Source organism: Nocardia sp. CA-107356, assembly GCF_050946365.1.
Classification (GTDB): Bacteria; Actinomycetota; Actinomycetes; order Mycobacteriales; family Mycobacteriaceae; genus Nocardia.
The window spans coordinates 7,927,263-7,952,731 of the sequence record NZ_CP191992.1; the positions used below are offsets into that span (position 1 = coordinate 7,927,263).

Below are 25,469 nucleotides of genomic sequence, written 5' to 3' on the forward strand. Positions count from 1 at the left end.
TAGAGAAAGAGAGTGCGCAGCAGCGCCCGGCGCAGATCAGCGACAGAGAATGTCCGCGACCGCGAGATTGCCGACAGCGATCAACGCCAATTCATGGCGGACCTGCGGGACGGCACTCGAAGACACGGGCAGACTGTAGCAGAGGAAACGTCACCACTTCGAATCAACGCCAGCTATCCGCTTTCCGGCGGCAAAAACCGACAAAGTTCCAGTAAGAGGGGGGTTTCATCCCATGACTACCAGCCCGGATCGCGTTCGCACCCGGTTTCCCGATATCAGCACCCGCGCGTGGGAACATCCCGCCGATCGCACCGCGCTGGTGACACTGCGCTCGCTCGCCGGTTTCGATGTCATCCTGCGCACCCTGTCGGGACTACTGCAGGAACGCCAGCACCGGCTGCTCTATCTGGCGACCGCGGTTCGCGTGGACGAACGCCAGTTCCGTTCGCTGCACCAGTTGCGTCAGGACTGTGTGGAGATCCTCGACGCGCGCACCACACCCGAGATGTTCGTGCTGCAGAGTCCGCACGTGAACGCCTTCACCATCGGCATGGACCAGCCGTTCATCGTGCTGACCACCGGGCTGATCGATCTGATGGACACCGAAGAGTTGCGCTTCATCGTCGGCCACGAACTCGGGCACGCGCTGTCCGGGCATGCGGTTTATCGCACCATGCTCATGCATCTGCTGCGCATCTCGGCCAACCTGGGTTGGATGCCGGTGGGCGGCTGGGCCTTACGCGCGATCGTGGCCGCGCTGATGGAGTGGAGCCGCAAGTCCGAACTCTCCGGCGACCGCGCCGGGCTGCTGTGCGGCCAGGATGTGGAGGCGTCGGTGCGGGTGCATATGAAGACCGCGGGCGGCACCTGGATCAAGGAGATGAACCACGGCGCGTTCCTGCAGCAGGCCGATGACTACGAGCGCTCCGGCGATCTGCGCGACGGCGTGCTGAAACTGCTCAATCTGGAGTTGCAGAGCCATCCCTTCTCGGTGCTGCGGGCCGCGGAACTGCGCCGCTGGATCCAATCCGGCGACTACAACCGCATGCTCGGCGGTGACTACCCGCGCCGCGAACACGATAAGAACACCAAGATCAGCGACGAAATCAAGGAAGCCGCGCGCACCTACCGGCAGAACTTCGACCAGTCCGAGGACCCACTGATCCGCACGGTGCGCGGCCTCGGCCGCGATGTCGGATCCGCGGTGAGCACGGTGGGTCACGAGGTCGGCGAGACCGTCTCCAAGATCGGCAAACGCTTCAACGACTGGCGCACCGGCGCCGATCGAGACGACTCGGCCGACGAGTGAAGAGCGAGCGATGACGAGCAGGGATGAGGGCGTCGATTCCGCCGAGATCCGGGTTCAGGCACCTATTTCGTGAGCGGCTGGACTCCGGACGCTCTGCGGCCGGGCAGACCGACGTGGCCGATCGGCGAGGCATCAGCACCCCACGATCAGCGGAATTCCGCTCCGTTCGCCCGGTGATTCTCGACAGGGCCGCGAAAGCGTGTGCTTCATTCGGATGGGCTGGTGGTTGGAGGGTCAAGCGTCGGCGTGGCCTGCGCCTTCCATGAGTTGTGTTGCGACTGCGGTCACGTGGCTGGCAAAGGCGGCGCGGTCGGTGCCGAGGTTTCCTTCGGTCCACTCGATGAAGAGCGAGATCAGGGCGCCGAAGAGCGCGGAAAAGCGCATTCGGATACGGGGATCGTCGGGCGAGCCACCGATGCAGTCCCCCAGTGCGGCGATGGCAATCGCCGGAATCGTTTCTCGCACGTGGCGCCGTAGTCGCGCGTCCGCCACCGGCTCGACCAACAGGATGCGGCACAGACGGGGATCGGCCTCCATGAGCTGGGCGGCGGCGTCGAACACCGCGTGTAGATCGCCGGACGCTACCGCGGGCGCGACTGCGTCTTCCAGGCGGGACAGCGCCGCCCGATACACCGAATGCAGCAGCACGTCTGTATCGGGAAAGCTCTCGTAGAAGAACTTCTGGCTCAACCCCGCTGCACGGCAGACCGCTCGCATTCCCAGAGCAGAAACTCCTTGTGTGCCAACCACTTCGACACCGACATCGATGAGGCGGGCCCGCCGGTCGGCGGCGCGATCCTCGGCTGTCTGCCCACCGTAGCTCCTTGACACAGAATCACTTTACAAGAACCATCTCATTTGGGAAGCATGCGCTTCCAGATGGGAGACGTCCATGTTCACCAACGAGAAGTTCCAACAGTCACTACGGCTGCCACGCCTTGCGCAGCCGATCCCGACAGTGATGACGAACCGCGCCGAGCCGGTGGAGGTCCTCGACGAGGACGCGCTGACTGCGATGACCCAGGCGTGGTTCGACGAGTACGAGCAGAAGATCGACTTCTATGCGGGGCACGGCCTGGATATCGCTTGGACTCTCGAATGGGCAAAGAAGTACTGGTGGAGCTGGCAGACACGGGACATGAGCTACAACCACGAGCTCTACACCGACGATCTGCGCTACAAGGACGTTACGACGCTGGGCGCAACAATGGTCGGGCTCGATGAATTCGTGGCGTACAACTTCGCGTTCTTCGATGCCATCCCCGATTGGCGTTACGACCCGATACCCGGGCAGTGCTATATCGATCTGACAGCGGACGGTGAGGTCCGCATAGTCGTCCGCTACTACGGCAGTGGTCACCTGGTCGGGCCGCTGAAGCTTCATCCCTATGGAAAGGACGCGGTCGCGATCCCGGGCAACGGCGCCTTCATCCAGTGTGCCGCTGTCGACCGATATCACTTCAACGCCGAACACCTGATGTACGAAGGCGAAACCCTCTACGACCTGCTCGACGGCGTACAACTGGCTGGAATCGTGCCGGGCCCGTCGACCACCGCCTTCAAGTGGCTGATGCGCGGTGCGGGCCTCGCAACCCGCGCCGTCACGCGGCTCAACCGCTCCGCTGTCCGTGGACGCGCAATACTGCCGCGCTGAGCGTCGATCACCGAGAAGATTCATTACCGGCGGCGCGGACTCGCTCGAATAGCCATATCTGTGAAGCTTGGCGAACATCTGGTAATCGACATTACCGCGCGTGCACACCGCCATTCATCCAGACGTCGCCGCAGCTTTTTCGACCGACCCGGCGACTGTCAACAGGTTCACGCACGACATGGGTCTGTATTTCGATGTGGACACGATATCCAGGACTGTCACTTCGGCTCACCGCGCCCAGCACACACTCGAACGGGCCCAAAAGATCCAGTGATCACCTTTCATGCTTGGACACCTGTAATAGGTTTGCTGACTCGAAAGGAATTGCGACATGAGCGCTCTGGGCACCCCACTCAAAAAGATCGTCGCCACCAGCGCGATCATTGGCGGGGCCAGCATGGCATACATTGGCCAAGCTTCCGCCGCCACCGATCAGGAATGGGACAGTCTCGCCGCCTGCGAGTCGGGTGGTAATTGGAGTATCAACACCGGCAACGGGTTTCAGGGAGGCCTGCAGTTCACGCCGGGCACATGGGCCGCATACGGCGGTGCCGCATATGGGCCGACTGCCGACAAAGCCACCCGTGAACAGCAGATCGCCATCGCCGAGCGGGTACTCTCCGCTCAGGGCTGGGGCCCTTGGGCAGGTTGTTCGGCAGCGCTCGGCCTTTTCCGGTGAGACGGTAGAGCTGTCCAGCGGGGACGACCGAGCCATGACACTGTCGTATCGTCCCGGTCCTCATGAACGCCACCCGCCGCGGTGAACACCTCACCGCCGCCACGCCGGTCACGGGGAACAGCGGCCACCCTTGCGAGTGATAGTCGGCATGAGCGTGCATTCGAGTGACCGCGCCATCGGCAGCATGACACAGGATGTTCTGTGTCCGGGTGGGTCATGGTTCAAGCGGAACGCGAGGGTCGGCCCGCATCCGGGATCGACGTCGAACGGGTTCACCCGTCGGCCGGTCCAAGGGTGCCGGACAGACCGCGCGTCACCGACTATCACGCCCTTCACGGCGTACGGTCGGAGGTCGGTCGCGCCGAGCTGATCCATTGGTAGCCAGCCGAATTCGAGATATTCCTCCTGGCTGTGCGGGACCTCGTCCAGCGCTGCGATGACGATCGGGTTGATCTCTGGCTGACGGGGCATTGTGCGAGGTCGACGAGAACCGTTGGCCGACGCATTGGATGACTCGATGAAGCCGACGTGCGGCCGATCACAAATGCCAACACTGCGGCCCCCTGCACGGCGTCAGCGGGTGAAGAGCCAGGCGATGATAACCAGCACGAGCAGGGCGACGAGGGCGAGCTGGACGCGGGAACGCGGCATCAACGCGCCCCGCTCTGCGCGATCTCACGCACCGGGACGGACGGTGCGATCGACTCAGGGATCAGGGCGGGTTCCTCGGGCACAACTTCCTCGGCAGTCAGGGCACGGTTGCGGCCGAGCAGCTGCAGGGAGACCCGCAGCACGCGGTCGAGCACGTAGGCGATCGCGAAGCTGACCGGGACCATACCCACCAGCACCACGACGAACTGCGGGATGAACGGCAAACCCGCAACCCACAGCTCGAATCCGTCCCACAATCCTGCGATCCTGTGCACGCCCCCAGCCTAGCTGTGTTCGATGGCCGCGCCTCCGGCGCTGCGGGCGGGATTCGGCGCGGCGGTGGACGAGATGCTTCGACGGACCGAAGATGAGGTATGGCGTCTTCCGATGATCAGACCGTCGACGAACCCGACGACCTGCCCACGCTCAGTCCGCTGAGCGGGGGGGCACACCAGCACGCCACCTATCCGCCGATCGACGATTACGCATTTCTCTCCGACTGTGAGACGAGCTGTCTGATCGCCAGCAACGGCGCCGTCGAGTGGATGTGTGTGCCACGGCCCGATTCGCCGAGCATCTTCGGCGCGATGCTCGACCGCAGCGCCGGGCACTTCCGAATCGGCCCGTACGGGGTCAATGTGCCCGCTGCGCGCAGGTATCTCCCGGGCGGCATGATCCTGGAAACCACCTGGCAGTCCGAGACGGGCTGGCTGATCGTGCGCGACGCCCTGGTGCTCGGTCCATGGCACAACAACGATCAGCGCAGCAAGACCCATCGCCGCACGCCGATGGACTGGGATGCCGAGCACGTCCTGCTGCGCACGGTGAAATGTGTGAACGGCACGGTCGAGCTGGAGATGAGCTGCGAACCCGCCTTCGACTACCACCGCGCCCCGGCCCACTGGGAGTACACCGGCAAGGTCTACGAGGAGGCGACGGCGGTGCGCTCCCTCGACCCGAGCGCGGGTCCGACCCTGGTGCTGACCACCGATCTGCGGCTGGGACTCGAGGGCCGCGAGGCGCGCGCCAGGACCAGGATGAAGGAGGGCGACGAGGTGTTCGTCGCACTGACCTGGTCGGAGCTGCCCGCACCGCGCACCTTCGAGGACGCGGCCCAGAAGATGTGGCAGACCACCGAATGCTGGCGGCAGTGGATCACCCTCGGCGATTTCCCGGACCATCCGTGGCGCAACTACTTACAGCGCAGCGCGCTGACGCTGAAGGGGCTCACCTACGCGCCGACCGGTGCGCTGATGGCCGCCGCCACCACTTCACTGCCGGAAACCCCCGGCGGCCAACGCAACTGGGACTACCGCTATACCTGGGTGCGCGATTCCAGCTTCGCACTGTGGGGCCTGTACACCCTCGGCCTCGACCGCGAGGCCAACGACTTCTTCGCCTTTCTGAACGACGCCACCACCGGCGACGACGGCGAACCCGTTCCGCTGCAGGTGCTCTACGGTATCGGTGGCGAACGCGAGCTCAGCGAGACCACGCTCGACAACCTGACCGGCTACGACGGCGCCAAACCCGTGCGCATCGGCAACGGCGCGTACAACCAGGACCAACACGATATCTGGGGCACCATGCTCGACGCGGTGTACCTGCACGTGAAATCCCGCCAACAGGTGCCGGAATCGCTGTGGCCGCTGCTGGAGCGCCAGGTCGAGGCGACCATCGCGCGCTGGCGGGAGCCCGACCGCGGCATCTGGGAAGTCCGCGGTGAACCACAGCATTTCACCTCCTCGAAGGTGATGTGCTGGGTGGCGCTGGACCGGGGCGCGAAACTGGCCGAACTGCACGGCGAATACGAACGCGCCACCGAGTGGTACACCGTTGCCGACGAGATCAAGGCCGATATCCTCACCCACGGCGTGAACGAATACGGTGTCTTCACCCAGACCTACGACGGCGACACCCTGGACGCCTCACTGCTTTTGGTGGTGCTGAACCGTTTCCTGCCGCCCACCGACCACCGGGTGCGCGCCACCGTGCTCTCGATCGCCGACCGGCTCACCGAGAACGGTCTGGTACTGCGCTACCGGACCGAGACCACCGACGACGGGTTGTCCGGCGCCGAGGGCACCTTCACCATCTGCTCGTTCTGGCTGGTCTCCGCGCTGGTGGAGATCGGCGAATTGCAGCGGGCCCGGCATCTGTGCGAGCGCCTGCTCGGCTATGCCAGCCCACTGCGGCTCTATGCCGAGGAGATAGATTCGCGCAGTGGACGCCACCTCGGCAACTTCCCGCAGGCCTTCACCCATCTGGCACTCATCAACGCGGTGACGCATGTGATCAGGGCCGAGCAGTCACACAACTCCGGCGGGTTCCAACCGGCGCACACCCCGGCGATTCACCCAGCCTGACGAATATTTACGCGGGCGCGCTGATGCTATCGGCATCGGCGCGCAGCCCGCGCAACTTGCCGAGCTGGACGTCGAGGTCGGCGATGCGCTCCTCGCGGTGATCGCCGTACTTCCCATAGGCCACCTCCGCCACCCGCAGCCGCTCGTCGACAGCCCGCAGCACATCGGTGGCGATATCGGTGAAGTGGTCGCGCAGCGTGCGCTGCATGGCGCGCAACCGATTTCGCGATTCCTTGCCGACCTGGAATACGACATCGTCCATCAGCCTGGCCACCGAAACCTTCGCCTCGGCCTGACGGCGCTGCCTGCGTGCCTTGCGATCGTCCCACAGCGCATTCGCGCCGAGCAGCAGCGCGGCAGCGGCCGAATACCAGTTCACCAGCGGCATCTTCAGCAGGCTGGTGAGCACGCCCACCATCAGCAGACCACCGTAGGAGCCGCGCATGACGGTCAGGAATTGCGCCATCACACCGGCTTTCGCACTGACCAGGGGATCCAGCGGTGCGACGGGGCCGAGCACTTCACCGGGATTGTCCAGGCGTAGATCCGGCAGTGGCGGGGTGCGGTGATCGGCGGGGAATTTGCCGGCGACCTGCTCGGACAGTTCCACTGCCCGGTAGTGCGCCATGACGAAATTCTCTTCGACGGCCTCGCAGATGCGCGCGTCCAGATCGGTGCCGAAGTCGTTCCAGCGCCGGGCCGGATCGGTCTGAGCGATCTCGGCTTCGGCGTCACGGACCAGACTGCGCAACCGGTGCCGCAGATCGTGTTCGATATCGGCCATCAGCTCGGTGCTGCCGTCGCCGAGGGTGACCTGCCAGTTGGCCGAGCGCTGCCGTAACTGATCGGCCTGGTCGCGGGCGGCCACCAGTTGTTCGGTGATCTCCACCCGGCGGCGCGGATCGCGCAGCGCCTCGGCCTCGGTCCGCAGGGTCACGGCGAGATGGTCGGCGACCAGCCGGATGTCATTGGCCGCGGCCTCGAGGACGACGGTGTCGGCCCTGGCCACCAGATAATCGCGCAGATGGTCGACGAGTTGAGGGACGCCCGATTCGATATCGCGCTGATAGTTGCCTGCCTGCAGGTGCAGCAGCGCCGAAACCGGAGCCACCGCGAAGCCGAGTCCGGCCGCGTCCAGCAGCGCGCGATTGCGCTGCTGGGTGTGCTGCCAGTGCGGGTGCAGGTCGATCTTGTTCAGCACGCAGACCACCGCGGGGCAGATCTGCTGGATGCGGTCCAGGTAGGCGATCTGTTCCGCGGTGAACTCGGTTCCGGCGTCACCGACGTAGAGCACGGCATCCGCGGCGGCGATCATCGACCAGGTGGCGTGGTCCTCACCATTGGTGCCCGGTGCGTCCATCAGGACGACGCCCTCGGCCAGCAGCGGACTCGGCTCGGTGAATTCCGCGCGGATCACCCCGTCGGCGGCCAGCGCGGGAGCGGGATCGAGCGGATCGACCGACTGGCGTTCGATGCGGCCCGCGCCGAGCGATTTCACCAGCACCGCGGTCGGCTCCGGTCCGTACTCCGCGATCACCGGCACGCTGAGCGTGCTCTCGGTGGCGCTGACCCTGGCGCCGATCAAACCGTTGACCAGGGTGCTCATTCCGTTCTTGGACGCACCGATGACCACAACGCGTAGCCGAGGGTCACCAACCCTGGCCCGGACCATATTCAGTCGGCCGCCGAGGTCGTCGCGGCCCGCGGAGCGGGTCATCTCCTGCAGTTGATCGAGAATTCCGATAACTGGCGCCATGACCTCCGGATGTTTCACCGTGGCGGCCTCCAGCCCGGCTGCGGCAGACAACCCTCCTCCTAACTGTCGTACGAATATCGCGTTCGACGATGACATGCGCCAGCGCGACGTGTGCGCGCACCCCCCGATATGGTTCCTAGATCAGGGCGATATCCAGGCCCGCTGCCAGGTGGTGGCCGTCGTCGAAGCTCGACTCGGGCAGCAGCGAGGAGGACAGGCCACCGGCGATCAAGGTCAGCGCCGAATGGTCGGGCTCGAATACCGGGTGCGCAAAATCTGCCGGGTCGCCGAGTTCGGCGGCGATCGGGTGCGGCTTGATATCGATCGGCGGCTGCATCGGGGTGACCGGTACTGGCATCGTCGGGACAGGCGCGTGGGTCTGCGGGGTCGGGATCGGCGCGGGGGAATTCGCGGTCGGGATGTCGATATCCACGGTCGGCGCAAGGGTCGGTGCCGAGTGGGTGACCGTCGGCACCGATACCGTCGGCTCGTTGGTCGGGATGTCCACCGTCGGCTGGGTGTGTGTGGTCGGGGCCGAGTTGCCCCCGGTCCCGCCGTTGACGGTGCTCGGGCTGGTCCCGCCGTGGCCGGCGCTCGGAGTGGTCGCGCCACCGTTGCCGGTGCTGGGAAGCGTCACATCGTCGTCGTCCGGTGTGGTCGGGGTCGCGGTGTGGCCCGGTGCGTTGGTGCCGGGCACATTGGTGCTCGGCGCGTGCGTGGTCGGCGCCTGGGTGACCGGAGTCTTGGTCGTGCCGGTGATATCCGTGCCGGGGAGGGTGGCACCGGGCGTCTTGGTGCTGCCCGGATCGGGCAGCTTGGTCGGATGTCCGGTGGTGTTATCGCCGGGGACGACCGGAACCGGCACCGTCTTGGTGACGGTGGTCGGGGTGTTGGTCAGCGGCGCTGTCGTCGAGTGTGAATCGTCGACCAGGACCGGCTTGGCCGGAGCGGGCCTGGGCTCGAACAGTGCGGGCACCACCGCGGCGGGCGCGGTCAGCGGCGATGGACCCGTCGGCGCCACGAGCACATTGGCGACCGGGGTGCTGGCCACATCCGGCTGGATCGTGGTCTGCAGCGGGGTGGCCGCGACCGGCGCGGCGACTGCGGCGGGCGCGACGGCGGGGGCCGCCACCGGCACCGGCGCCGCGAGGGCCGGTGCGACCGGGGCGGGCAACGGCGTGGCGAACGGCTGGACGGGCTGCACCGCGACGGGCTGAGCCGCGGCCGAGTACTGGGGGACGGATCCGGTGGGCTGCGTTCCGGGCGCGCTGCCCGGGCCATGACCCGAAGTGCCGGACGGGTCCAGGCCGGAACGTCCGGTGGTGCCGGGCGTTTGGCCGAGCCAGTCGGAGAACCGGTCGATATTGTCGCCGACCCGCCCCGCACCGGTCTCGATCTTCAGCGCGCCGTTGACCTCGACCTTGGACTGCGTGGTCAGGTACATCCCGTTCGGGCCGACGCCGAAGTCCACTTCGAGCCCGGTGTGCACGCTGAAACTGGCGTCCGCATTGAGGAATACGCCGACGGCATCCGGATTTCCGATGCCGTGGAACATATCTCCGCCGTGGAACGCGTCGGCGCCGTGGAACAGTTCACCGCTGCCCCCGGGCGCGCCGGTGTGAAACATATTGCCGCCGAAGAACGGAGCGCCGCCGCTCGCGTCCTCGGTGCTGGCGTCGGAATCGTCGGCGTCGCCGCTCACCGACTCGGCGCTGGTGTTGGCGGCCGTCCCGGCCACCGGAATGCGGGGCAGCACAAAGGGATTCGAGCCGGGCGCGACGAAGCCGTTCACGCCGGGCAGGCCGAAGCCGTGCCCCTCCTGACCGAGGCCGTGTCCGGGCAGGCCGAAGCCGCCCTGACCGAAGTCGAGTCCGGGCGCCCCACCGAAGCCGCCGCCCGCGTGGTCCGTGCCGAAATCCAGGCCCGACTGCGGCGTCTCGCCACGCAGATCGAGTCCGGACCGCTCGCTCTCGGTACCGAGAGCGAGTCCGGGCTGGTGACCGTTCCCATAGGTGCCGTCCTGCCACGGTTGCGGCGTGTGCTGCTGCGGTGGCGAACCGATGTGCAGACCCGAGTCCGGCACGTTCGGAATGGTGAACGGAGCATTGACGCCGATATCGCGCGGTGTCGACGTGTGCGAGTGAATGGGTGCCGGCGGCACCGAATTCGGATCCGGATCCGGAAATGTCACCACCGGGCTCGGTGCGTCCGCATCGGGATCACGGGTATAGGCCGAAGTCCAGCTGTCGAGCCTCTGCCCGCCGGGATGTACGGGCGCGGTACCGCCGTTGGCGGCGACCAGGGCACCACCGGTGACGTACGCGCCCGCCCTCGCTACTCGCGCAACGCCGGTGGCGACACGATAGGCGGTATCTCCCGCACGGTCGTCAGCTTCGGTGTCATCGCTGTCGAAGGGCAGGTCACTCGTCATGCAAGCTCCACTCTCAGGTTTCCAGCATCCTCATCACGCCGGGCAGACCGAGTGAAGATCACCTAACGATATTCCGGAAAACCCAACTGTCACATTCTGCAGGTCCGCAAAGAATGCGACTGTGACAAGCAACACAACCTTGCCATTGGAGAAACCAGAACGGAAGCCCTGTTTCTGCGGGCATCCCGGACTGGGTCCAGCCGTCGTCATGTGGACCCTGATCGAGCGCTCCGAACCGCGCCGCGCGGCGGTCGAAGCCGTGTCGACGAGACTAACTTGTCGGTGGCGACCCGTACACCCCGAAGTTCGGTGCGCTGCAAGAGATCTCTAACGATTGCTCGAGAGATGGTGAAGTTTCGCTCCCTAGCGTCGATCTCGCCGGGACGACCCGGCACCGACGCGAAGGAGAACTCATCATGACCGCTCCCCTCGGCCGCAGCCGAGCCCGCATTGTCGCCATCGTCACCGCAACGGCATTCGCCGCCACCGCGGCCGCGTTGGTAGCGGGCGCCGCCTCGGCCCAGCCGCCGCATCCGGGCGGCCCGACCGTAACGTGTGTGCTGGTCGCTCCCGGTGGTTCCCATGTGTTGATCCAGCGCGGGCCGGGCCATGCGGACGCCGTTCCGGCCGCACCGCTGCCGCCGGGTGCCGCGCTCCCCGACTGCCCGGATATCGATCCGTCCGGACCGGTCATCGTCGCGCCTGCTCAGCCCGGCGGTCCGCAGGTGACCATCGAACGCGGCGGGCCCGACGTCGTATACGTCCAACCCGCGCGTCCGGCCCCCACCGGCAGTAGCGGCAGCTGACCGAACAGCGGCTCTATCGTGGCTCCATGGCGGCAGTATCCGGCGGCGATTCGATGAGGGGCGGTGCCCGGATGACGGGTGGGCAACGCATCTTGGTCGTGGACGACGAGGTTCGAGTTCTCGCATCGCTACGACGCGGGCTCGAACTCTCGGACTTCGAGGTGGTCACCGCGGGTGACGGCGCCGAGGCGCTGACCATGGTCCACAGCACCGAACCGGATGCCATGGTGCTCGATGTGAATATGCCGAATCTCGATGGGGCGGGCGTGGTTACGGCATTGCGCGCGATGGGCAACGACATTCCGATCTGCGTGCTCAGCGCCCGCACCGCGGTCAGCGATCGCATCGCCGCCCTGGAGCGCGGTGCCGACGACTACCTGACCAAACCCTTCGACCTCGGTGAGTTGGTCGCCCGGCTGCACGCATTGCTGCGCCGTCGGCCCGCGGCGGTCCAGCCGTCCGGCGCCGATCACCGCCAGGTCGGACAGGTGCGGATCGATCGGGCCGGATATCGCGTGTTCGCGAGCGGACAGCCGGTGGAGCTGACCAAACGGGAATTCGAGGTGCTCGCGCTGCTGGCCGACAATATCGGCATTGTGCTCAGCCGCGAGCAGATCCTGTCCGCGGTCTGGGGTTACGACTTCACCACCGACACCAATGTGGTGGATGTGTTCGTCTCCTATCTGCGCCGCAAATTGGAGGCGCACGGTGCGCCACGGGTGATCCACACCGTGCGCGGGGTCGGGTTCGTACTGCGGGAGGAAGCGTGAGCGAGTGAAACCGAAGACAAAGCGCGCCTTCGCGCATAGCGGAGCCGAGTGTCAGCGCGGCACAGTTGTGAGCCCGAGTCAGCAAGTGAACCATCGGCACAGTGCACCCCGGCGCACGCGGGAGCCGAGAGTCAGCGAGATGGAGTCATGAGCGCGTACACATCCCCCTGCGGAGCCGGACGGTGAGGGCGCCGAAGGTGTCGCTATCGTTGCGCGCCCGCGTGGCGCTGGTATCGGGCGTCGTCGCCGCGCTAGTGGCGATCACGCTCGGCATCGCCTATACCGCCCTGCTCGACGCCACCGGATCTCGACAGTTCGACGAGACCGTGTCGACGATGGGTGTCGCGGTCGTGCAACGGTTGGATGCGCCACCGCACGGGGCGATTCCGGCACTTCCGCTGCCGCCACCACTTCCGGCCCTGCCGCCACTGCCGGGACCCGCGGTATCCGGGCCGGTGCTCGTCGGCCCCGGTGATGTCCGCACCACCGTGGCGGGTGCGCCCGGGTTGGTGGTGCGGCTCGATCCCGATCGCGCACTGGTTGATTCGGCCATCCGCCGCAGCCAGCTGATCGGCATCGCGATCGGCATCGCGGGCGTGCTCCTCGCCGCGGCGCTCGGCTGGTTCCTGGCCGGTTACGCCGCGCGGCCACTACGCAGACTCGCCACTGCGACGCACGGCATCGATACCCTCGAGCAGCTCCCTCCGCTGAGCGGCCGGGGAGCCCGTGAGGCGGAAGAACTTTCCGACGCCATCACCCGAATGCTGACACGACTCGAGGCGGCGCACGGTGCCACCAGTCGCGCGCTGGCCAGCGCCAGGGACTTCGCCGCGGTCTGCGCCCATGAGCTGCGCACACCGCTCACCGCGATGCGCACCGACCTGACAGTCTTGGCCACCAAGGAATTACCCGCCGAACAGCGGCGCGCGGTACTCGCCGACATCCTGCTCGCCGAGCGCCAGATCGAGAACACCCTGACCGATCTGGAACAACTCGCCGTCGGTGAACTCACCGAATCCGATGCCTTCGAAACCTTCGAACTCTGCGAAATCCTCGACCGCGCAGTCCAAGACGCCCGCCGCCGACACCCCGACGTGCACATCGACCTCACTGAATGCACCCCGACAACGGTGACCGGTCTACCCGGCGGTTTCATGCTCATCGTCACGAACGCGGTCGCCAACGCCGTACAGCACGGTCACGCCCGAACCATCACGATCGCCGCCCGTCACTTCGATCCGAGTATTGCGGATCCGAGCCCGGCTGGCGCGAACCCCGCCGATCCGCGCGCCGCCGGTCCGAGTGTTGCTGGCGCGCCTGCCGATCCAGCCCCGGCTGGCGCGACCCCCGCCGATCCGAACACTGTCGACCCGAACACCGACGGTCACACGGCCGATCCGAAGGCCCTGCGCCACAACGCCTCCGACGCAACCGCCGGAGTCGAGATCATCATCGACGACGACGGCACCGGCATCCCCGAAACCATCCGCCCCACCGCCTTCGACCGCTTCAGCAAAGGCCCCGGCTCCCCCGGCTGCGGCCTGGGCCTCGCCCTCGTCCGCCAACAAGCCGAACTCCATTCCGGCACAGCCGAACTCGATAACAGCCCGCTGGGCGGCGTCCGCCTGCGCGTGCGAATCGCCGCCCGGAAGCCCAGGTGAGGCTCAGTCGCCCATGTCTTTGAGCGACTCGGTATCGAAGGTGATGCCCACTGGTTCTGGAAGACTCACCGCGCGCCCGAACGCATAGCTGTGCAAGTCCTGGTAGCCATCCTCATCAGGCTGGCTGTGCACCACGACCTTGCCAGCCTCGCGATCGATGAGCAGATAGATCGGAATCCCAGCTCGCGCGTAGGCGATCGGCTTCTCGACTCGATCACGTTGGTTGGTGTCCGAATCATGAGAAGTGACTTCCACCGTCATCGCTACGGCGTCAGGCGATGCCCACTCACCCGCCCCAGCGAACGCATCGGGGGGCGCCAGAATGCCGTCAGGACGTGATCGCCCCTTGCGGTAAGACCCAACTGCCAAACCCTGCCCGATGACGTGTAGAAACAGCCCCGGGCTCAACGGCATCAGCAGCAGGAGCAGCCAGTTGAGTATCCGGCCATGGTCGCCATCGGGCACTCGTTTGACCCCCAGTCGTCCGCCGATAAGTTCAACCTGCACGCCCTCGGTCTCGCGCTCGACGGCACGAGCGATCGACTCGAACTCGCTTGTGAGGATGGGCCCCTCCTCCGACGTGAGAATCGGGTCCCCGTGTACCGCAGTCACAGCCCGCCTCCTCGGTTTCTGCCCACCTGACAACGGATCCTGCCTCACAGTCGTTCCCTATGAGGCATTATCCCGCAGTTTGCCGGGCGGCGCCGGGGTGGCGAACCTATTTCTGCCCCTTCGGCTTATCGGAGGCGGCGTCGGAGGAGAGAGCGGCGACGAAGGCTTCCTGGGGAACCTCCACGCGGCCGATCGTCTTCATGCGCTTCTTGCCTTCCTTCTGCTTTTCGAGCAGTTTGCGCTTGCGGCTGATGTCACCGCCGTAGCACTTGGCAAGGACGTCCTTGCGGATGGCGCGGATGTTTTCGCGGGCAATGATTTTCGAGCCGATGGCGGCCTGGATCGGCACCTCGAACTGCTGGCGCGGGATGAGCTCACGCAGTTTGGTGGTCATCTTGTGGCCGTAGGCCTGGGCGGCGTCGCGGTGCACGATCGCGGAAAACGCGTCCACCGCCTCGCCCTGCAGCAGAATGTCCACCTTCACCAGCGCCGACTCCTGTACGCCCGACTCCTCGTAATCGAGGCTGGCGTAACCACGGGTCCGCGATTTCAGCGAGTCGAAGAAGTCGAAGATGATCTCGGCCATCGGCATGGTGTAGCGCAGCTCGACGCGGGTCTCGGACAGGTAGTCCATCCCGCCGAGTTCGCCGCGGCGGGATTGGCACAGTTCCATGATCGAGCCGATGAATTCGCTCGGCGAGATGATGGTGCACTTGACCACCGGCTCGTACACATGCCGGACCTTGCCCTCGGGCCAGTACGAGGGGTTGGTGACGACCTGTTCGGCGCCATCCTCCATCTCCACCTTGTAGACCACGTTGGGCGCGGTGGAGATCAGATCAAGATCGAATTCGCGCTGCAGCCGCTCGCGGGTGATCTCCATATGCAGCAAACCGAGGAATCCACAGCGGAAGCCGAAGCCGAGGGCCACCGAGGTCTCCGGCTCGTAGGTCAGGGCGGCGTCATTGAGCTGGAGCTTGTCCAGTGCGTCGCGCAGGTCCGGATAGTCCGAGCCGTCGACCGGATAGAGACCGGAGTACACCATCGGCCGCGGCTCGCGGTAGCCGGTGAGCGGTTCGGTCGCGCCGCCGCGGGCCGAGGTCACGGTATCGCCGACCTTCGACTGGCGTACATCCTTCACGCCGGTGATCAGATAACCGACCTCGCCGACGCCGAGGCCCTGGGTGGGCTTCGGCTCCGGGGAGACGATGCCGACCTCGAGCAGTTCGTGCGTCGCGCCGGTGGACATCATCTTGATCTTCTCGCGCGGAACGATCTTGCCGTCCACCACGCGGACATAGGTGACCACGCCGCGGTAGGTGTCGTAGACCGAGTCGAAGATCATGGCTCGGGCGGGCGCGTCCGGATCGCCGACCGGCGCCGGCACCGTCTCGATGACCTTGTTCAGCAGTTCCGGAACACCGACGCCGGTCTTACCGGAGACCCGCAGCACGTCCTCGGGTTCGCAACCGATGATGTGCGCGATCTCGCTCGCATAGCGATCCGGATCCGCGGCCGGGAGATCGATCTTGTTGAGCACCGGAATGATCGTCAGATCCTTGTCCAGCGCCAGGTACAGATTCGCCAGCGTCTGCGCCTCGATGCCCTGCGCCGCGTCGACCAACAGCACCGCGCCCTCACATGCCTCGAGCGCACGCGATACCTCGTAGGTGAAGTCGACGTGGCCTGGCGTATCGATGAGATGCAGCACATAGTCGGTGCCGTCGACCTGCCAGGGCAGCCGCACGTTCTGGGCCTTGATGGTGATGCCGCGCTCGCGCTCGATATCCATCCGGTCCAGGTACTGGGCGCGCATCGCCCGCTCCTCGACCACACCGGTGAGCTGCAGCATGCGGTCGGCCAGCGTCGACTTACCGTGGTCGATGTGCGCAATGATGCAGAAGTTCCGGATCCTGGCGGGATCGGTGAACGTCGTGTCGGCGAAGCTGGCGGGCACTCCACTCCTCATGGGTATCGGCAAACTGCCGTCCATCGTCCCATGCGCGAGGTAAAGGCCCTGTCAGCGGTTCACCGTTCTGCGTTCCGGAGCACTCTTCAGCCGCGGTAGCCGGCGCCGGGGATGCGGCGCTCGTAGTCGGCGCACAGATAGGTCTCGGGTACCTGCTCGGTGACCGGCACCTCCAAATATTCGTCCTTGGAGCGAACCGCGAGGTACCGGTCGCGGGCCTCGCGATGACACCACATGCCGGTGAGGCCGTGACCGTAGGGCGAGTAGTCGGAGAACAGGCACGTCATACAGGAGATCAGTCGGATGCCGTCGGGAAATTGTTGTCCGAGCCGGAACAGCGCGTCCTCGAAGTACCTGTCTGTGCCCTGGTAGATCTGCCCATCGATATCGACGGCGAGTTGCAGTGACTCACCGGCCCCGCCGGGCGGCAGTGTCAGCCGGAAATGGATCGCAGCGGGTCCCCGTTCACTGTCCACCTGCACCGTGCAGGGCATCTCGCCGGAGAAGGCGCAGCCCGAGATGGCATCCCACTCATCGACGGACAGCCCGACCCGAAGCGCGGCACCCGTGTCGTACGGACCGAGCGCGTCGAAGTCCGGACCCGCCACCGGGACGCCACGGATCACGGTTCGGATGTCGAACCGGTTCGGACCCCAGTGCCGCGATGGCCCGATCCGCCACACGATGCGCTCGATACCGTTCCCGTCCTGGTAGGTCCCCGGAAACACCTGCGGCTGCATGGACACCTCCTGACGCCGAATTTCCAGACTCTAACCGAGGATTCGCCTACCAGAGCCGGGGTTGCGCGGGACGGCTTCGCGGAAGCGGTCCCGATGATCGGGCAATTCCCTCCCGCCGCCGAGGCTGCGGCCGTACTTTCGGCGAGTGGAGAAACTGGTCTTCGTCCTGCGGCACGCCGATCGCGATGCCACCGAGTCATGGTGCGAAGCGCTGCGCACCACCGTGGCCGAGCGCCTCGTCGAACTCGGGGTGGCTGGTGTCACCGTCTACGTGCGCGACAGCGCGGTGCAGGACGCGTTGATGCGCTACGCCACGATGGATCCGCCGATCGCCGCCGTGGTCACGGTCTGGGTCGAGCAGAGCTACGGGCCGGAGGCGACCGCGGCAGCGAGCATCCTCGGGGAGGTCGCCGCAGCAGTACACGGCTATCTGGTGACCGAGTCGGTGCCGCTGCGGCTGGACGACTCGAACCCGGTGCGCACCGAGGGCTTCGGCAATCTGGCGTTCCTGCGCAGGCCCGCCGAGCTCACGCCGCAGGAGTGGTTGCAGCGCTGGCAGGGGCAGCACACCGGCGTCGCCATCGAGACGCAGTCGACGTTCGGCTATACGCAGAATGTGGTCGTCCGGGCAGTCACACCGGATGCGCCCGCCATCGATGCCATTGTCGAGGAACAGTTCCCGGCCGCGGCGCTCACCGATCCGATGGTCTGGTACGGCGCGCGCGACGCGGCCGAGTTCCAGGATCGGGTGGGGCGGATGCTGGCGTCGGTCGCGCGGATCGGGGCCGATCGCGATCTCGATACCGTGTCAGCGAGCAGATATCCGGTGCGGTACCCGTTTGTTGTGCCGAATTCCGTTGCAGCACAGCAGAACTCCGGCGCATGAGATTTACCTACGCGCAGGCGATGACCGATCCGGCGCACTATGTGCCGCTGGCGCGCGCGGCCGAGGCGGCCGGGTTCACCAGCATGTCGGTGGCCGACAGCATCGCCTATCCGGCCGAGTCCGACTCGACCTATCCCTACTCCCCCGATGGCAATCGCGAATTCCTGGAGGACAAACCGTTCGTCGAGGCCTTCGTCCTGTCCTCGGCATTGGCGGCGGCGACCACGACGCTGCGGATCGTGCCGTTCGTGCTCAAGCTGGCGATCCGGCCGCCGGTGCTGGTCGCCAAACAGGCCGGTTCGCTGGCCTGTTTGAGCGGCAATCGGTTCGCGCTCGGCGTTGGAATCAGCCCGTGGCCAGAGGATTTCGCGATCATGGGCGTCCCGTTCGAGCGGCGCGGCAAGCGGATGGACGAATGTGTGCGGATCATTCGCGGGCTGTGCGCGGGCGGCTATTTCGAATTCCACGGCGAGTTCTACGACATCCAGTCGATCAAACTCACCCCCGCGCCGACCGAACCGCTGCCGATCCTGGTCGGCGGGCACAGTGACGCCGCGCTGCGCCGCGCCGTGCGGCTCGGCGACGGGTGGATGCACGCGGGTGGGGATGACGCGGAGTTGACGCGACTGCTCGGCCGGATCGACGAATTACGTAGTGAGCGTGACGATCCGGGGGGTCGGTTCGAGATCCACGTCGTCGCGCCGGAGGCCTACTCCGTCGACGGGGTGAAACGGCTGCAAGACCGCGGGGTTACCGATGTCATCGTCGGGTTCCGCCCCTCCTACCGGCACGGACTCGATGTGGAGCCGCTGGCCACCAAAATCGCCCGGCTGGAGGAATACGCGGAGACGGTCATCACCAAGGCCAGGTAGCGGGTCCGGCAGGGATGAGAAGGCGAGACCAGACCGTTACCATCCAAGGATGGCCGGAACTTGGAACACGATCGGCAAGCAGCTCGGCATCATAGCCAGGGAACAGGGTCCCAAGATCAAGCAGCAGGGACCGAAACTGGTGGACAAACTGCAGCGCTCCGCACTGTTGGAACGCGCGGTCGGCTCGTTGGCGGCGCGCAAGGCGCCCGCCGTCTCGGTTCGCCCTGCCGCGTCGCCCCCGGTGCCGACGGCCGAGCGGGCCAGGCAGATCGTCTACAGCCCGCAGTTGGACGGACGCGCCGATCCGGGCGAGATCGTGTGGACCTGGGTGCCCTATGAGGAGGATCCGAATAACGGCAAGGATCGCCCGGTGCTCGTCGTCGGGCGCGACCGCAGGACCCTACTCGGCCTGATGCTGTCGTCGAATCCGGACCGCGCCCACGACCGGAACTGGGTCGGAATCGGCAGCGGCAGTTGGGATCACGACGGCAGACCGAGCTGGGTCCGCCTCGACCGGGTACTCGACGTTCCGGAAGACGGCATCCGCCGCGAAGGCGCGATCCTGGCGCGCAAGACCTTCGACCTGGTCGCGCACCGCCTGTGCGCCGAATACGCCTGGCACTGACCGGGAGTCGGGAGCTGTCGTGAATCGTGTGCTCGGGCCGACAAAGATCGCCATGCTGGTCACCGATGTCGGATTCCTGCTCTACTGGGCAATCGCCTTCGGACACGTGATCCCACCCGAATGGGCCTATAAGGACTACACCGATCCGATCCTGACCGATTGGAACAACTCATTCGTACTGCTCGATCTGGCGGCCAGTGCGACCGGGTTGGCCAGCCTGTGCCGGACACCCGGTTGGCGCACCCTGATGACCGTATCGCTGACCCTGACCAGTGTGGCCGGACTACAGGCCATCGCATTCTGGACGCTGCGCGGCGACTTCAGCCCGCTCTGGTGGGTGCCCAACCTGTTCCTGCTGCTGTTCCCCCTGCCCGCGCTGATCTCGCTGACCTGCCGCACCGGGACCGAAAACCGCCCGGCGGTATGAAGCGTCGTGCCTCCATTGTCCGGGCGGCTACGAAAATGTCTACAGGACAACTGATCTCGCAGGTACATGGGTAACTCCATGTACTCGCATCGAACTAGCTGGCGGTTGGTGTCATTGTCAAGTGCGGACACCGTTGGGTGTAGTTGGTTTCATTGGGCCTCTGAGCTGTGGATACGTTGGAGTCTCACCCCGTTTCGGCTGTGATACCGATTACTAGCGTTGGCGCGTGCGAGCGTCGTTGGTCGACGTCAGTCATTTAATGGCGGGATTGATGACAAGCGGGCGACGGCTGACCAGCAACCGCCCAGGAGACAAGCGAACGTCCCTGAGCGAAGGCCGCTACGTTTCGTAGGTCAGCTCCGAGTCGGCCGGTGGGCCACCCATCACGGACACGGACGCGCAGAGTGCCGGTCAGACAGACCTCATGCCAGAATGCTCGGTATGAGTGCGGCTTACGCGGGTCTGGTCGTTTGGGATGTTGACGGCACCTTGATACCGGCCGACTTGCGTTGGCTCCGAAGGGCTGTCGCCCGCACCTATGGTCTTGAGGAGGAGTCGATCGTCTTCCCGAAGGCACGCGTGCATGGCTACACCGATGAGTCGATCGTTGTGGATACTGCTGTCGCTTCGGGGGTGCAGTCGGAAGTTGCCGAAGAGGGCGTCGAGCGGTTTCACGAGGTGCTGGCCCGTGTGATGTTCGAAGGGGAACAGGAACTTGCCCGTGAGCAGCCAGCGTATCCCGGTGCGTTTGATTCCATTGCCTCGCTGCACGAACGTGGGTTCGTGCAGACTGTCTTGACCGGAAATCTGCGTGTAGCAGCCGAAGTCAAACTTCGCGTATCGGGCCTGGACCGATACCTGGATCTGGGTATCGGCGCGTTCGGCGATGACGCGCGTGACCGGTTCGAGCTTCCTGCCGTGGTTGTCGAGCGGTTCGCCGCTCAATACGGCACTACGCTCGATGCGAGTCGGACGGTTGTCATTGGTGATGCTCCGAACGACATTGCTTGTGCTCGTCATGCAGGTTTTCACGTTATCGCGGTCGCGCATCGAATGCCCCGTAATGAGCTCGAGCAGCATTCTCCTGACGCGGCCTTGGACCGGCTGGACACGGATATGGTGGTCTCGGCCGTAGCTTCCTTGGCAGGTAATAATTAGGAGACCTTGAGGGTTTCTATCCTCTCCCGAAGCTCCCGAACCGGTGTTTCAGTTTTCCATGGCTTGAGTCGGCCAAGCGCGCGCTGAGCGCGTTCAATCCCTCGCGAATTTCCCATTGCAACTAGATTTTCGTATGCATCTCCCAGCATTCGGCACCCTTCTTCTAGTTCGCCACTCAGTACGTGGGCGCTCGCGAGGTCGACTCGTGCGGCGAGAGCGACATTCCGATTATCCGCTGTGGTTGTGCTGATGGCTTGATTCAGTGCAGTTATTGCTTTCTGAGGTTCGTTAAGGAATAGCCAGCATGTTCCTTCGTAGACCATAAGGCGTGTCGGGTTCCAATCGCTGAAAAGACCGGTCTGATCGGGCTCGGCGATTTCGTCTACAGCGCGGCGTGCGCGCGCTAGTGCTTCTCGACATTCCCTGGCCAGCTCCAACACTGCGAATGCCTGTGCTTGCTCCGCTGCTATCCGAGCTTGCGCGGCGGGCGGAAGAACATCGGCGACTGCCGCAGCTTCCCCGAGCAGCTGGAGACCGTCCACGATATCGCCGTCTGAACCGATCAGCGTCGCGGCGTCCGAGCGGAGATTGCTTTCGAAGATTCTTGCAACCCCACCGAGTGCTGGGTCTCTAATATCGTCCGCGAGACGTTTTGCGAATGCGCAACTCGCCAGCGCCATCGAACGATCTCCAATTGCGCTCCAGAGTCGACTCGCCACGATTGAGGTTTCGCCAAGGAGGAAACCGATCTGATTCTTGACACGTTCGTCGGAGGCGCTCCGAAACAGCGCAGTCACCGAATTTCGATGCGCCGAAATGAGTGCCAATAGCGCATCGGGTGCAATGCTTTGCCTTTGACCTGCAAGTAAGCGCGTCACCGCCGTAAAGCTAGTCAGGGTGCGTTCAGAAATTTGTCTTGAACGAACGACAGCCTCTACGGGGTCAGAGTTACGAATAAGGTCGGGGTCTAATGCGCCGGTTGCCGCGACCGCAATTCCTTGAGTGAGGAGTGTGCGACGGTTTACCACAGAAAAATCCCCATCGTCTTCGGATTCACAAGCGGGACCGGCAAGACCGCCACCCCCTAGACCGACGATACGCGGATCGAGAGGCAGTGATACAACTCGGCCGTCGACGATAACCGGCAACATGACGGTGGTGCCGTTGACCGTGTTCTCCGGGGCGGTCGACCTGTTGCGGATGCGCGTGGCGCGTTGCACGTCGTGGGCCTGCGCGCGCAGTGTGACCAGTGCGCCGTCCGCACCGAGCACGGCGTCCAGCGCGGCCACGAGCTCGCGCGATGGGAGCACGGCGTCCTGACTCTCGGCCATGCCGACATACTGACGGGTATAGCGAATCTTGGCAGCGAGCTGGCGCTGACTCAGGCCCGCCGCTTGCCTGCGATGTTTGATTTCGCGCGCCAACTGGTCGGCGATGCTTGCCGGTTGCCGTTCTGATTCGCTGGTCGGGTCGTTCATTGGTACCCCCTGCATTGGTTCATTCTTGCCTACCGCACCGGGGTGGCAAATCGGCTTTCCGGCGATTTGCCTTCTTCCTTGCCTTGGGGGTGTGGCGGTCTGCTCGTTGTAGGCACCGCGAAAACCGGTGGCCTGGAATCGAGTGGGAGGCGCAGGCCATGAGAACGACTACCCGCCACGGCGTTCCGCTGCTGGACGTGGCGCAGCGAGCGAGGATGCGGCCGGAACTGCTGGATGTGATCGAGTACCGCAAGTCCGGGCTCAGTCTGAACTGGATTGTGGGGTGCCCGCTGGATTGCGGGTATTGCGTGCGGCATCTGTTCGACAACTTCGAGATGAAGGTTCCGCGAGCGCTGATGGACGACCAGAAGGCCGCCGACCTGCTGACCGGTCATCGGTACTTCCGGCCGCACGTGACACCGATTCAGCTGCTGAACCGGGCTACCGATCCGATGTTGCCCAGGGTCAAGCAGCACACCTTCACGATGCTGAAACTGCTGGATGCGCGCGGGTTGACCAACCACGTTCTGGTGATCACCCGGTGGCGGATCGAGCCGGAGGACTGCGCAGTCCTGAACTCGATCAAGAATCTGAAAGTCACTGTGCTGGTGACGCATTCGGGGATCGACGACCCACGTGTAGAGCCGGTGGACTCCACGATCGCGGCGCGATCGCTGGTGACGGCGTTCGAGCGCGCGGACCGGTATCGAGTGGTGTTGTACTGGCGGCCGATCGTGCCGGGTCTCAACGACTCGGACGAGCATCTACGCCGTGCGCTCACGCTGAGCCACCACGCACACGCGACCGTGTTCACTGGTCTGTTCTTCAAAGATCAGATCCGCGATTATTACCAGGCGAACGGACTGCCGGAACCGTATCCGGACGGTGCCCGCCGCAAGGTGTTCCCCGAGGCGCTGGAACGACGGATTCTCAATGCTGCCGACACCAGTCGGCCCGGTTCCGCGTTGTTCCGCAAGACCAGTTGCGCGGTCGCCTACGCGCACGGAATCGCCGACTACAACGGCCATTACGGCATCCGGGAACTGTGTGACATCTGCCCGGCCGCACAGCTACAGCGGTGTGCTCAGGCGTGGCGACGCCCCGACGAACGGCATGTCGCCGACCTGGCCGCCGACCTGGGCGGCACCCTCGTAGAGGTCAACGACCGCGCCGTGGTCGTGGCCGGGCTGGACGAGCAGCGCCGCTACTTGCTCCAGCACGGTCACGGATACCAGGTCCACGACATCGACAAACCACACCACCACAACCGTCACGGCCGCGCCGATCTCGGCTGGCCCACCACGAGGGAGAACACGCCATCATGACGAACCCACTTCCGTTCCCGAACGCGCTGCGCGAGCGGCAGTTGGCCGTGGTCGACGTGGAGGGCAACGGGCAGAACCCGCCGGAGATCATCGAGATCGCGGTGTTGCTGGTGGACGGGCCGACGACCTCGGATGCGTTGCGGTCGTGGCTGATTCGGCCGCAACAGCCGGTGACACCGATCGTCACGCGCAAGGTCCACGGAATCACCAACGCCGATCTCGCCGCCTGCCCGCAGTGGCAGGAAGTTGCAGACGAGATCGACGAAGCCCTGTGCGGGCGGGTGTTGGTCGCCCACAACGCCACTGTCGAGCGCAAGGTCCTCACAGCACACCTGCCGAACTGGAACCCGCCGTTGATTCTGGACACGCTGCGGCTGGCAAAGACGGTCTGGCAGGGGCTGGATTCGTATGCGCTGGACAAGCTCATAGAACGCGGCCAACTCGACACCAGCACCGTTGCCGGACAGGGCTACCACCGCGCCGGATACGACACCTGGGCCGCGTGGCAGTTGCTGTGCGCATTGATCACCGATGGCGAACTGGACTGGCCCGAGTTGCTCACTGCGGCTGGTTCTCCCGAGTTCCTGCCTGTCCCAGAACCCGAAGGAGGTTTGTGGTGAATTCCCTCGATCAGCCGGTCACCATCGCTGCGGTCGGCACCCATTCCACTGGCAAGAGCACCTTCCTTGCCCGGCTCGCTCACGAGCTACGCCGGACGGGCCTGCAAGTCTCCACGGTCGCGGACCTCGGCGAACAAGCGCAACGCTTGGGGTTGCCGATCCTGTGGAATCACACCTGGACCTCCACGTTGTGGATCATGACGCGCGGGATCAGCAACGAGCTCGAGGCATGGCTACACGGCGATGTGGTGCTGGTCGACCGCGCCGTCCCCGACGCGCTGGGTTACTACCGGGCCGCTCTGGACTATCGCGGCGAGACCCCGGACCCGGAGGGATGGGCGTATCTGGAGACGCTGGCTCGCGCCCACAGCGACCGCTATCACCTCGTCTTCCGCACGCAACTCGACCCGAATATTCCGTTGGGCACCAACAAGTCCCGCGACGGCAACCAGCAATTCCGGACACTGGCCGACTACCACGTCGGAGCGGTGATGACAGAGCTGGCGCTCCCATGGCTACCTCTGGCCGCCGACGGCCACGAGGCCGCGCTGGCGCTGGCGACTTGTTTCGTCGCCGAACAACTCGGTGACGACGCGATCCCCGGCCCCGCCAGTGTCACCGCGTGAACGGCCTGATCTTCCCCGACCCCCTTCACTCGCAATACAACTGACAGT

Annotated in this window: 24 protein-coding genes; 15 read left to right on the forward strand and 9 right to left on the reverse strand. The window is 65.2% G+C overall.

Annotation, left to right across the window (positions count from 1 at the left end; translation table 11 throughout):
• Nucleotides 1-36 precede the first annotated feature (36 nt).
• Nucleotides 37-126, reverse strand: a complete 90-nt coding sequence (locus tag ACQP1G_RS35770) for an Ms4533A family Cys-rich leader peptide (RefSeq protein WP_309546086.1) — start codon at nt 124-126, stop codon at nt 37-39.
• A 106-nt stretch (nt 127-232) separates the two neighbouring features.
• Between ACQP1G_RS35770 and ACQP1G_RS35775 the strand changes: the two genes are divergently transcribed.
• Nucleotides 233-1,309 (forward strand): M48 family metallopeptidase, encoded by a 1,077-nt coding sequence (locus tag ACQP1G_RS35775; RefSeq protein ID WP_433194091.1) that lies wholly within the window; start codon nt 233-235, stop codon nt 1,307-1,309.
• Between the two features lie 234 nt (nt 1,310-1,543).
• Here ACQP1G_RS35775 and ACQP1G_RS35780 read toward each other — a convergent pair whose 3' ends face one another.
• Nucleotides 1,544-2,140 (reverse strand): TetR/AcrR family transcriptional regulator, encoded by a 597-nt coding sequence (locus ACQP1G_RS35780; protein ID WP_433194092.1) that lies wholly within the window; start codon nt 2,138-2,140, stop codon nt 1,544-1,546.
• A 61-nt stretch (nt 2,141-2,201) separates the two neighbouring features.
• On the opposite strand from ACQP1G_RS35780, the gene ACQP1G_RS35785 reads away from it, so the two are divergent.
• Both ACQP1G_RS35785 and ACQP1G_RS35790 read left to right on the forward strand, forming a co-directional pair.
• A complete protein-coding gene (locus ACQP1G_RS35785; protein WP_433194093.1) occupies nt 2,202-2,963 on the forward strand; it encodes a nuclear transport factor 2 family protein in 762 nt (253 codons plus the stop codon).
• A gap of 331 nt (nt 2,964-3,294) precedes the next feature.
• Entirely contained in the window at nt 3,295-3,642 is a 348-nt protein-coding gene (locus ACQP1G_RS35790; protein ID WP_433194094.1) for a transglycosylase family protein, read from the forward strand.
• 650 nt (nt 3,643-4,292) lie between these two features.
• Here ACQP1G_RS35790 and ACQP1G_RS35795 read toward each other — a convergent pair.
• Nucleotides 4,293-4,568 (reverse strand): hypothetical protein, encoded by a 276-nt coding sequence (locus tag ACQP1G_RS35795; RefSeq protein ID WP_433194095.1) that lies wholly within the window; start codon nt 4,566-4,568, stop codon nt 4,293-4,295.
• 99 nt (nt 4,569-4,667) lie between these two features.
• On the opposite strand from ACQP1G_RS35795, the gene ACQP1G_RS35800 reads away from it, so the two are divergent.
• A complete protein-coding gene (locus tag ACQP1G_RS35800; protein WP_433194096.1) occupies nt 4,668-6,659 on the forward strand; it encodes a glycoside hydrolase family 15 protein in 1,992 nt (663 codons plus the stop codon).
• Between the two features lie 7 nt (nt 6,660-6,666).
• On the opposite strand, the gene ACQP1G_RS35805 is transcribed toward ACQP1G_RS35800, so the two are convergent.
• Both ACQP1G_RS35805 and ACQP1G_RS35810 read right to left on the reverse strand, forming a co-directional pair.
• Nucleotides 6,667-8,466, reverse strand: a complete 1,800-nt coding sequence (locus ACQP1G_RS35805; RefSeq protein ID WP_433194097.1) for a dynamin family protein — start codon at nt 8,464-8,466, stop codon at nt 6,667-6,669.
• Nucleotides 8,467-8,551: 85 nt separating this feature from the next.
• Nucleotides 8,552-10,846 carry a hypothetical protein gene (locus tag ACQP1G_RS35810; RefSeq protein WP_433194098.1) on the reverse strand — a complete coding sequence of 765 codons (2,295 nt, stop codon included), beginning with the start codon at nt 10,844-10,846 and terminating at the stop codon, nt 8,552-8,554.
• Between the two features lie 416 nt (nt 10,847-11,262).
• On the opposite strand from ACQP1G_RS35810, the gene ACQP1G_RS35815 reads away from it, so the two are divergent.
• The 3 genes from ACQP1G_RS35815 (at nt 11,263) to ACQP1G_RS35825 (ending at nt 14,083) form a co-directional block, all read left to right on the forward strand.
• A complete protein-coding gene (locus ACQP1G_RS35815) occupies nt 11,263-11,652 on the forward strand; it encodes a hypothetical protein (protein ID WP_433194099.1) in 390 nt (129 codons plus the stop codon).
• A 71-nt stretch (nt 11,653-11,723) separates the two neighbouring features.
• The gene (locus tag ACQP1G_RS35820; RefSeq protein WP_433209120.1) at nt 11,724-12,422 is read left to right on the forward strand and encodes a response regulator transcription factor; all 699 of its coding nucleotides are present in this window, start codon (nt 11,724-11,726) and stop codon (nt 12,420-12,422) included.
• A gap of 182 nt (nt 12,423-12,604) precedes the next feature.
• The gene (locus tag ACQP1G_RS35825; protein ID WP_433194100.1) at nt 12,605-14,083 is read left to right on the forward strand and encodes a sensor histidine kinase; all 1,479 of its coding nucleotides are present in this window, start codon (nt 12,605-12,607) and stop codon (nt 14,081-14,083) included.
• Nucleotides 14,084-14,086: 3 nt separating this feature from the next.
• On the opposite strand, the gene ACQP1G_RS35830 is transcribed toward ACQP1G_RS35825, so the two are convergent.
• The 3 genes from ACQP1G_RS35830 to ACQP1G_RS35840 all read right to left on the reverse strand — a co-directional run bounded on the left by ACQP1G_RS35830 (nt 14,087) and on the right by ACQP1G_RS35840 (nt 17,404).
• Entirely contained in the window at nt 14,087-14,695 is a 609-nt protein-coding gene (locus tag ACQP1G_RS35830) for a Uma2 family endonuclease (protein WP_433194101.1), read from the reverse strand.
• 106 nt (nt 14,696-14,801) lie between these two features.
• On the reverse strand, nt 14,802-16,688 hold the full coding sequence (lepA, locus tag ACQP1G_RS35835; RefSeq protein ID WP_433194102.1) for a translation elongation factor 4: 1,887 nt from the start codon (nt 16,686-16,688) through the stop codon (nt 14,802-14,804).
• Nucleotides 16,689-16,750: 62 nt separating this feature from the next.
• Nucleotides 16,751-17,404, reverse strand: coding sequence for a DUF6304 family protein (locus tag ACQP1G_RS35840; protein ID WP_433194103.1), 654 nt, complete (start codon nt 17,402-17,404; stop codon nt 16,751-16,753).
• Nucleotides 17,405-17,549: 145 nt separating this feature from the next.
• On the opposite strand from ACQP1G_RS35840, the gene ACQP1G_RS35845 reads away from it, so the two are divergent.
• The 5 genes from ACQP1G_RS35845 to ACQP1G_RS35865 all read left to right on the forward strand — a co-directional run bounded on the left by ACQP1G_RS35845 (nt 17,550) and on the right by ACQP1G_RS35865 (nt 21,372).
• The gene (locus ACQP1G_RS35845) at nt 17,550-18,290 is read left to right on the forward strand and encodes a hypothetical protein (protein ID WP_433194104.1); all 741 of its coding nucleotides are present in this window, start codon (nt 17,550-17,552) and stop codon (nt 18,288-18,290) included.
• On the forward strand, nt 18,287-19,162 hold the full coding sequence (locus tag ACQP1G_RS35850; protein ID WP_433194105.1) for a TIGR03619 family F420-dependent LLM class oxidoreductase: 876 nt from the start codon (nt 18,287-18,289) through the stop codon (nt 19,160-19,162). The genes ACQP1G_RS35845 and ACQP1G_RS35850 overlap by 4 nt, the downstream gene beginning before the upstream one ends.
• A gap of 49 nt (nt 19,163-19,211) precedes the next feature.
• A complete protein-coding gene (locus ACQP1G_RS35855; RefSeq protein ID WP_433194106.1) occupies nt 19,212-19,787 on the forward strand; it encodes a type II toxin-antitoxin system PemK/MazF family toxin in 576 nt (191 codons plus the stop codon).
• A gap of 19 nt (nt 19,788-19,806) precedes the next feature.
• On the forward strand, nt 19,807-20,214 hold the full coding sequence (locus ACQP1G_RS35860; protein ID WP_433194107.1) for a DUF5360 family protein: 408 nt from the start codon (nt 19,807-19,809) through the stop codon (nt 20,212-20,214).
• Nucleotides 20,215-20,655: 441 nt separating this feature from the next.
• Complete coding sequence (locus ACQP1G_RS35865) at nt 20,656-21,372, forward strand: HAD family hydrolase (protein WP_433194108.1); 717 nt, start codon at nt 20,656-20,658, stop codon at nt 21,370-21,372.
• Here ACQP1G_RS35865 and ACQP1G_RS35870 read toward each other — a convergent pair.
• Nucleotides 21,369-22,850 carry a helix-turn-helix domain-containing protein gene (locus ACQP1G_RS35870; RefSeq protein ID WP_433194109.1) on the reverse strand — a complete coding sequence of 494 codons (1,482 nt, stop codon included), beginning with the start codon at nt 22,848-22,850 and terminating at the stop codon, nt 21,369-21,371. The genes ACQP1G_RS35865 and ACQP1G_RS35870 overlap by 4 nt on opposite strands.
• Before the next feature lie 158 nt (nt 22,851-23,008).
• Here ACQP1G_RS35870 and ACQP1G_RS35875 point away from each other — a divergent pair, with 158 nt between their 5' ends.
• Genes ACQP1G_RS35875 through ACQP1G_RS35885 form a run of 3 tightly spaced genes read left to right on the forward strand, consistent with a single transcriptional unit; the run spans nt 23,009 to nt 25,421 of the window.
• Nucleotides 23,009-24,175 (forward strand): radical SAM protein, encoded by a 1,167-nt coding sequence (locus ACQP1G_RS35875; RefSeq protein WP_433194110.1) that lies wholly within the window; start codon nt 23,009-23,011, stop codon nt 24,173-24,175.
• Nucleotides 24,172-24,795: a 3'-5' exonuclease gene (locus ACQP1G_RS35880; RefSeq protein WP_433194111.1), complete on the forward strand. Its 624-nt coding sequence runs from the start codon at nt 24,172-24,174 to the stop codon at nt 24,793-24,795. The genes ACQP1G_RS35875 and ACQP1G_RS35880 overlap by 4 nt, the downstream gene beginning before the upstream one ends.
• The gene (locus ACQP1G_RS35885; RefSeq protein ID WP_433194112.1) at nt 24,792-25,421 is read left to right on the forward strand and encodes an AAA family ATPase; all 630 of its coding nucleotides are present in this window, start codon (nt 24,792-24,794) and stop codon (nt 25,419-25,421) included. Before ACQP1G_RS35880 ends, ACQP1G_RS35885 begins: the two co-directional genes overlap by 4 nt.
• Nucleotides 25,422-25,469 lie beyond the last annotated feature (48 nt).

Excerpts from the sequence above, each read along its gene's own strand:
- ACQP1G_RS35775 (WP_433194091.1), top strand. The coding sequence starts at position 233 with ATGACTACCAGCCCGGATCGCGTTCGCACCCGGTTTCCCGATATCAGC.
- ACQP1G_RS35785 (WP_433194093.1), top strand. The coding sequence starts at position 2,202 with ATGTTCACCAACGAGAAGTTCCAACAGTCACTACGGCTGCCACGCCTT.
- ACQP1G_RS35790 (WP_433194094.1), top strand. The coding sequence starts at position 3,295 with ATGAGCGCTCTGGGCACCCCACTCAAAAAGATCGTCGCCACCAGCGCG.
- ACQP1G_RS35800 (WP_433194096.1), top strand. The coding sequence starts at position 4,668 with ATGGCGTCTTCCGATGATCAGACCGTCGACGAACCCGACGACCTGCCC.
- ACQP1G_RS35810 (WP_433194098.1), bottom strand. The coding sequence starts at position 10,846 with ATGACGAGTGACCTGCCCTTCGACAGCGATGACACCGAAGCTGACGAC.
- ACQP1G_RS35815 (WP_433194099.1), top strand. The coding sequence starts at position 11,263 with ATGACCGCTCCCCTCGGCCGCAGCCGAGCCCGCATTGTCGCCATCGTC.
- ACQP1G_RS35820 (WP_433209120.1), top strand. The coding sequence starts at position 11,724 with ATGACGGGTGGGCAACGCATCTTGGTCGTGGACGACGAGGTTCGAGTT.
- lepA (WP_433194102.1), bottom strand. The coding sequence starts at position 16,688 with ATGGACGGCAGTTTGCCGATACCCATGAGGAGTGGAGTGCCCGCCAGC.
- ACQP1G_RS35840 (WP_433194103.1), bottom strand. The coding sequence starts at position 17,404 with ATGCAGCCGCAGGTGTTTCCGGGGACCTACCAGGACGGGAACGGTATC.
- ACQP1G_RS35850 (WP_433194105.1), top strand. The coding sequence starts at position 18,287 with ATGAGATTTACCTACGCGCAGGCGATGACCGATCCGGCGCACTATGTG.
- ACQP1G_RS35855 (WP_433194106.1), top strand. The coding sequence starts at position 19,212 with ATGGCCGGAACTTGGAACACGATCGGCAAGCAGCTCGGCATCATAGCC.
- ACQP1G_RS35865 (WP_433194108.1), top strand. The coding sequence starts at position 20,656 with ATGAGTGCGGCTTACGCGGGTCTGGTCGTTTGGGATGTTGACGGCACC.
- ACQP1G_RS35870 (WP_433194109.1), bottom strand. The coding sequence starts at position 22,850 with ATGAACGACCCGACCAGCGAATCAGAACGGCAACCGGCAAGCATCGCC.
- ACQP1G_RS35875 (WP_433194110.1), top strand. The coding sequence starts at position 23,009 with ATGAGAACGACTACCCGCCACGGCGTTCCGCTGCTGGACGTGGCGCAG.
- ACQP1G_RS35880 (WP_433194111.1), top strand. The coding sequence starts at position 24,172 with ATGACGAACCCACTTCCGTTCCCGAACGCGCTGCGCGAGCGGCAGTTG.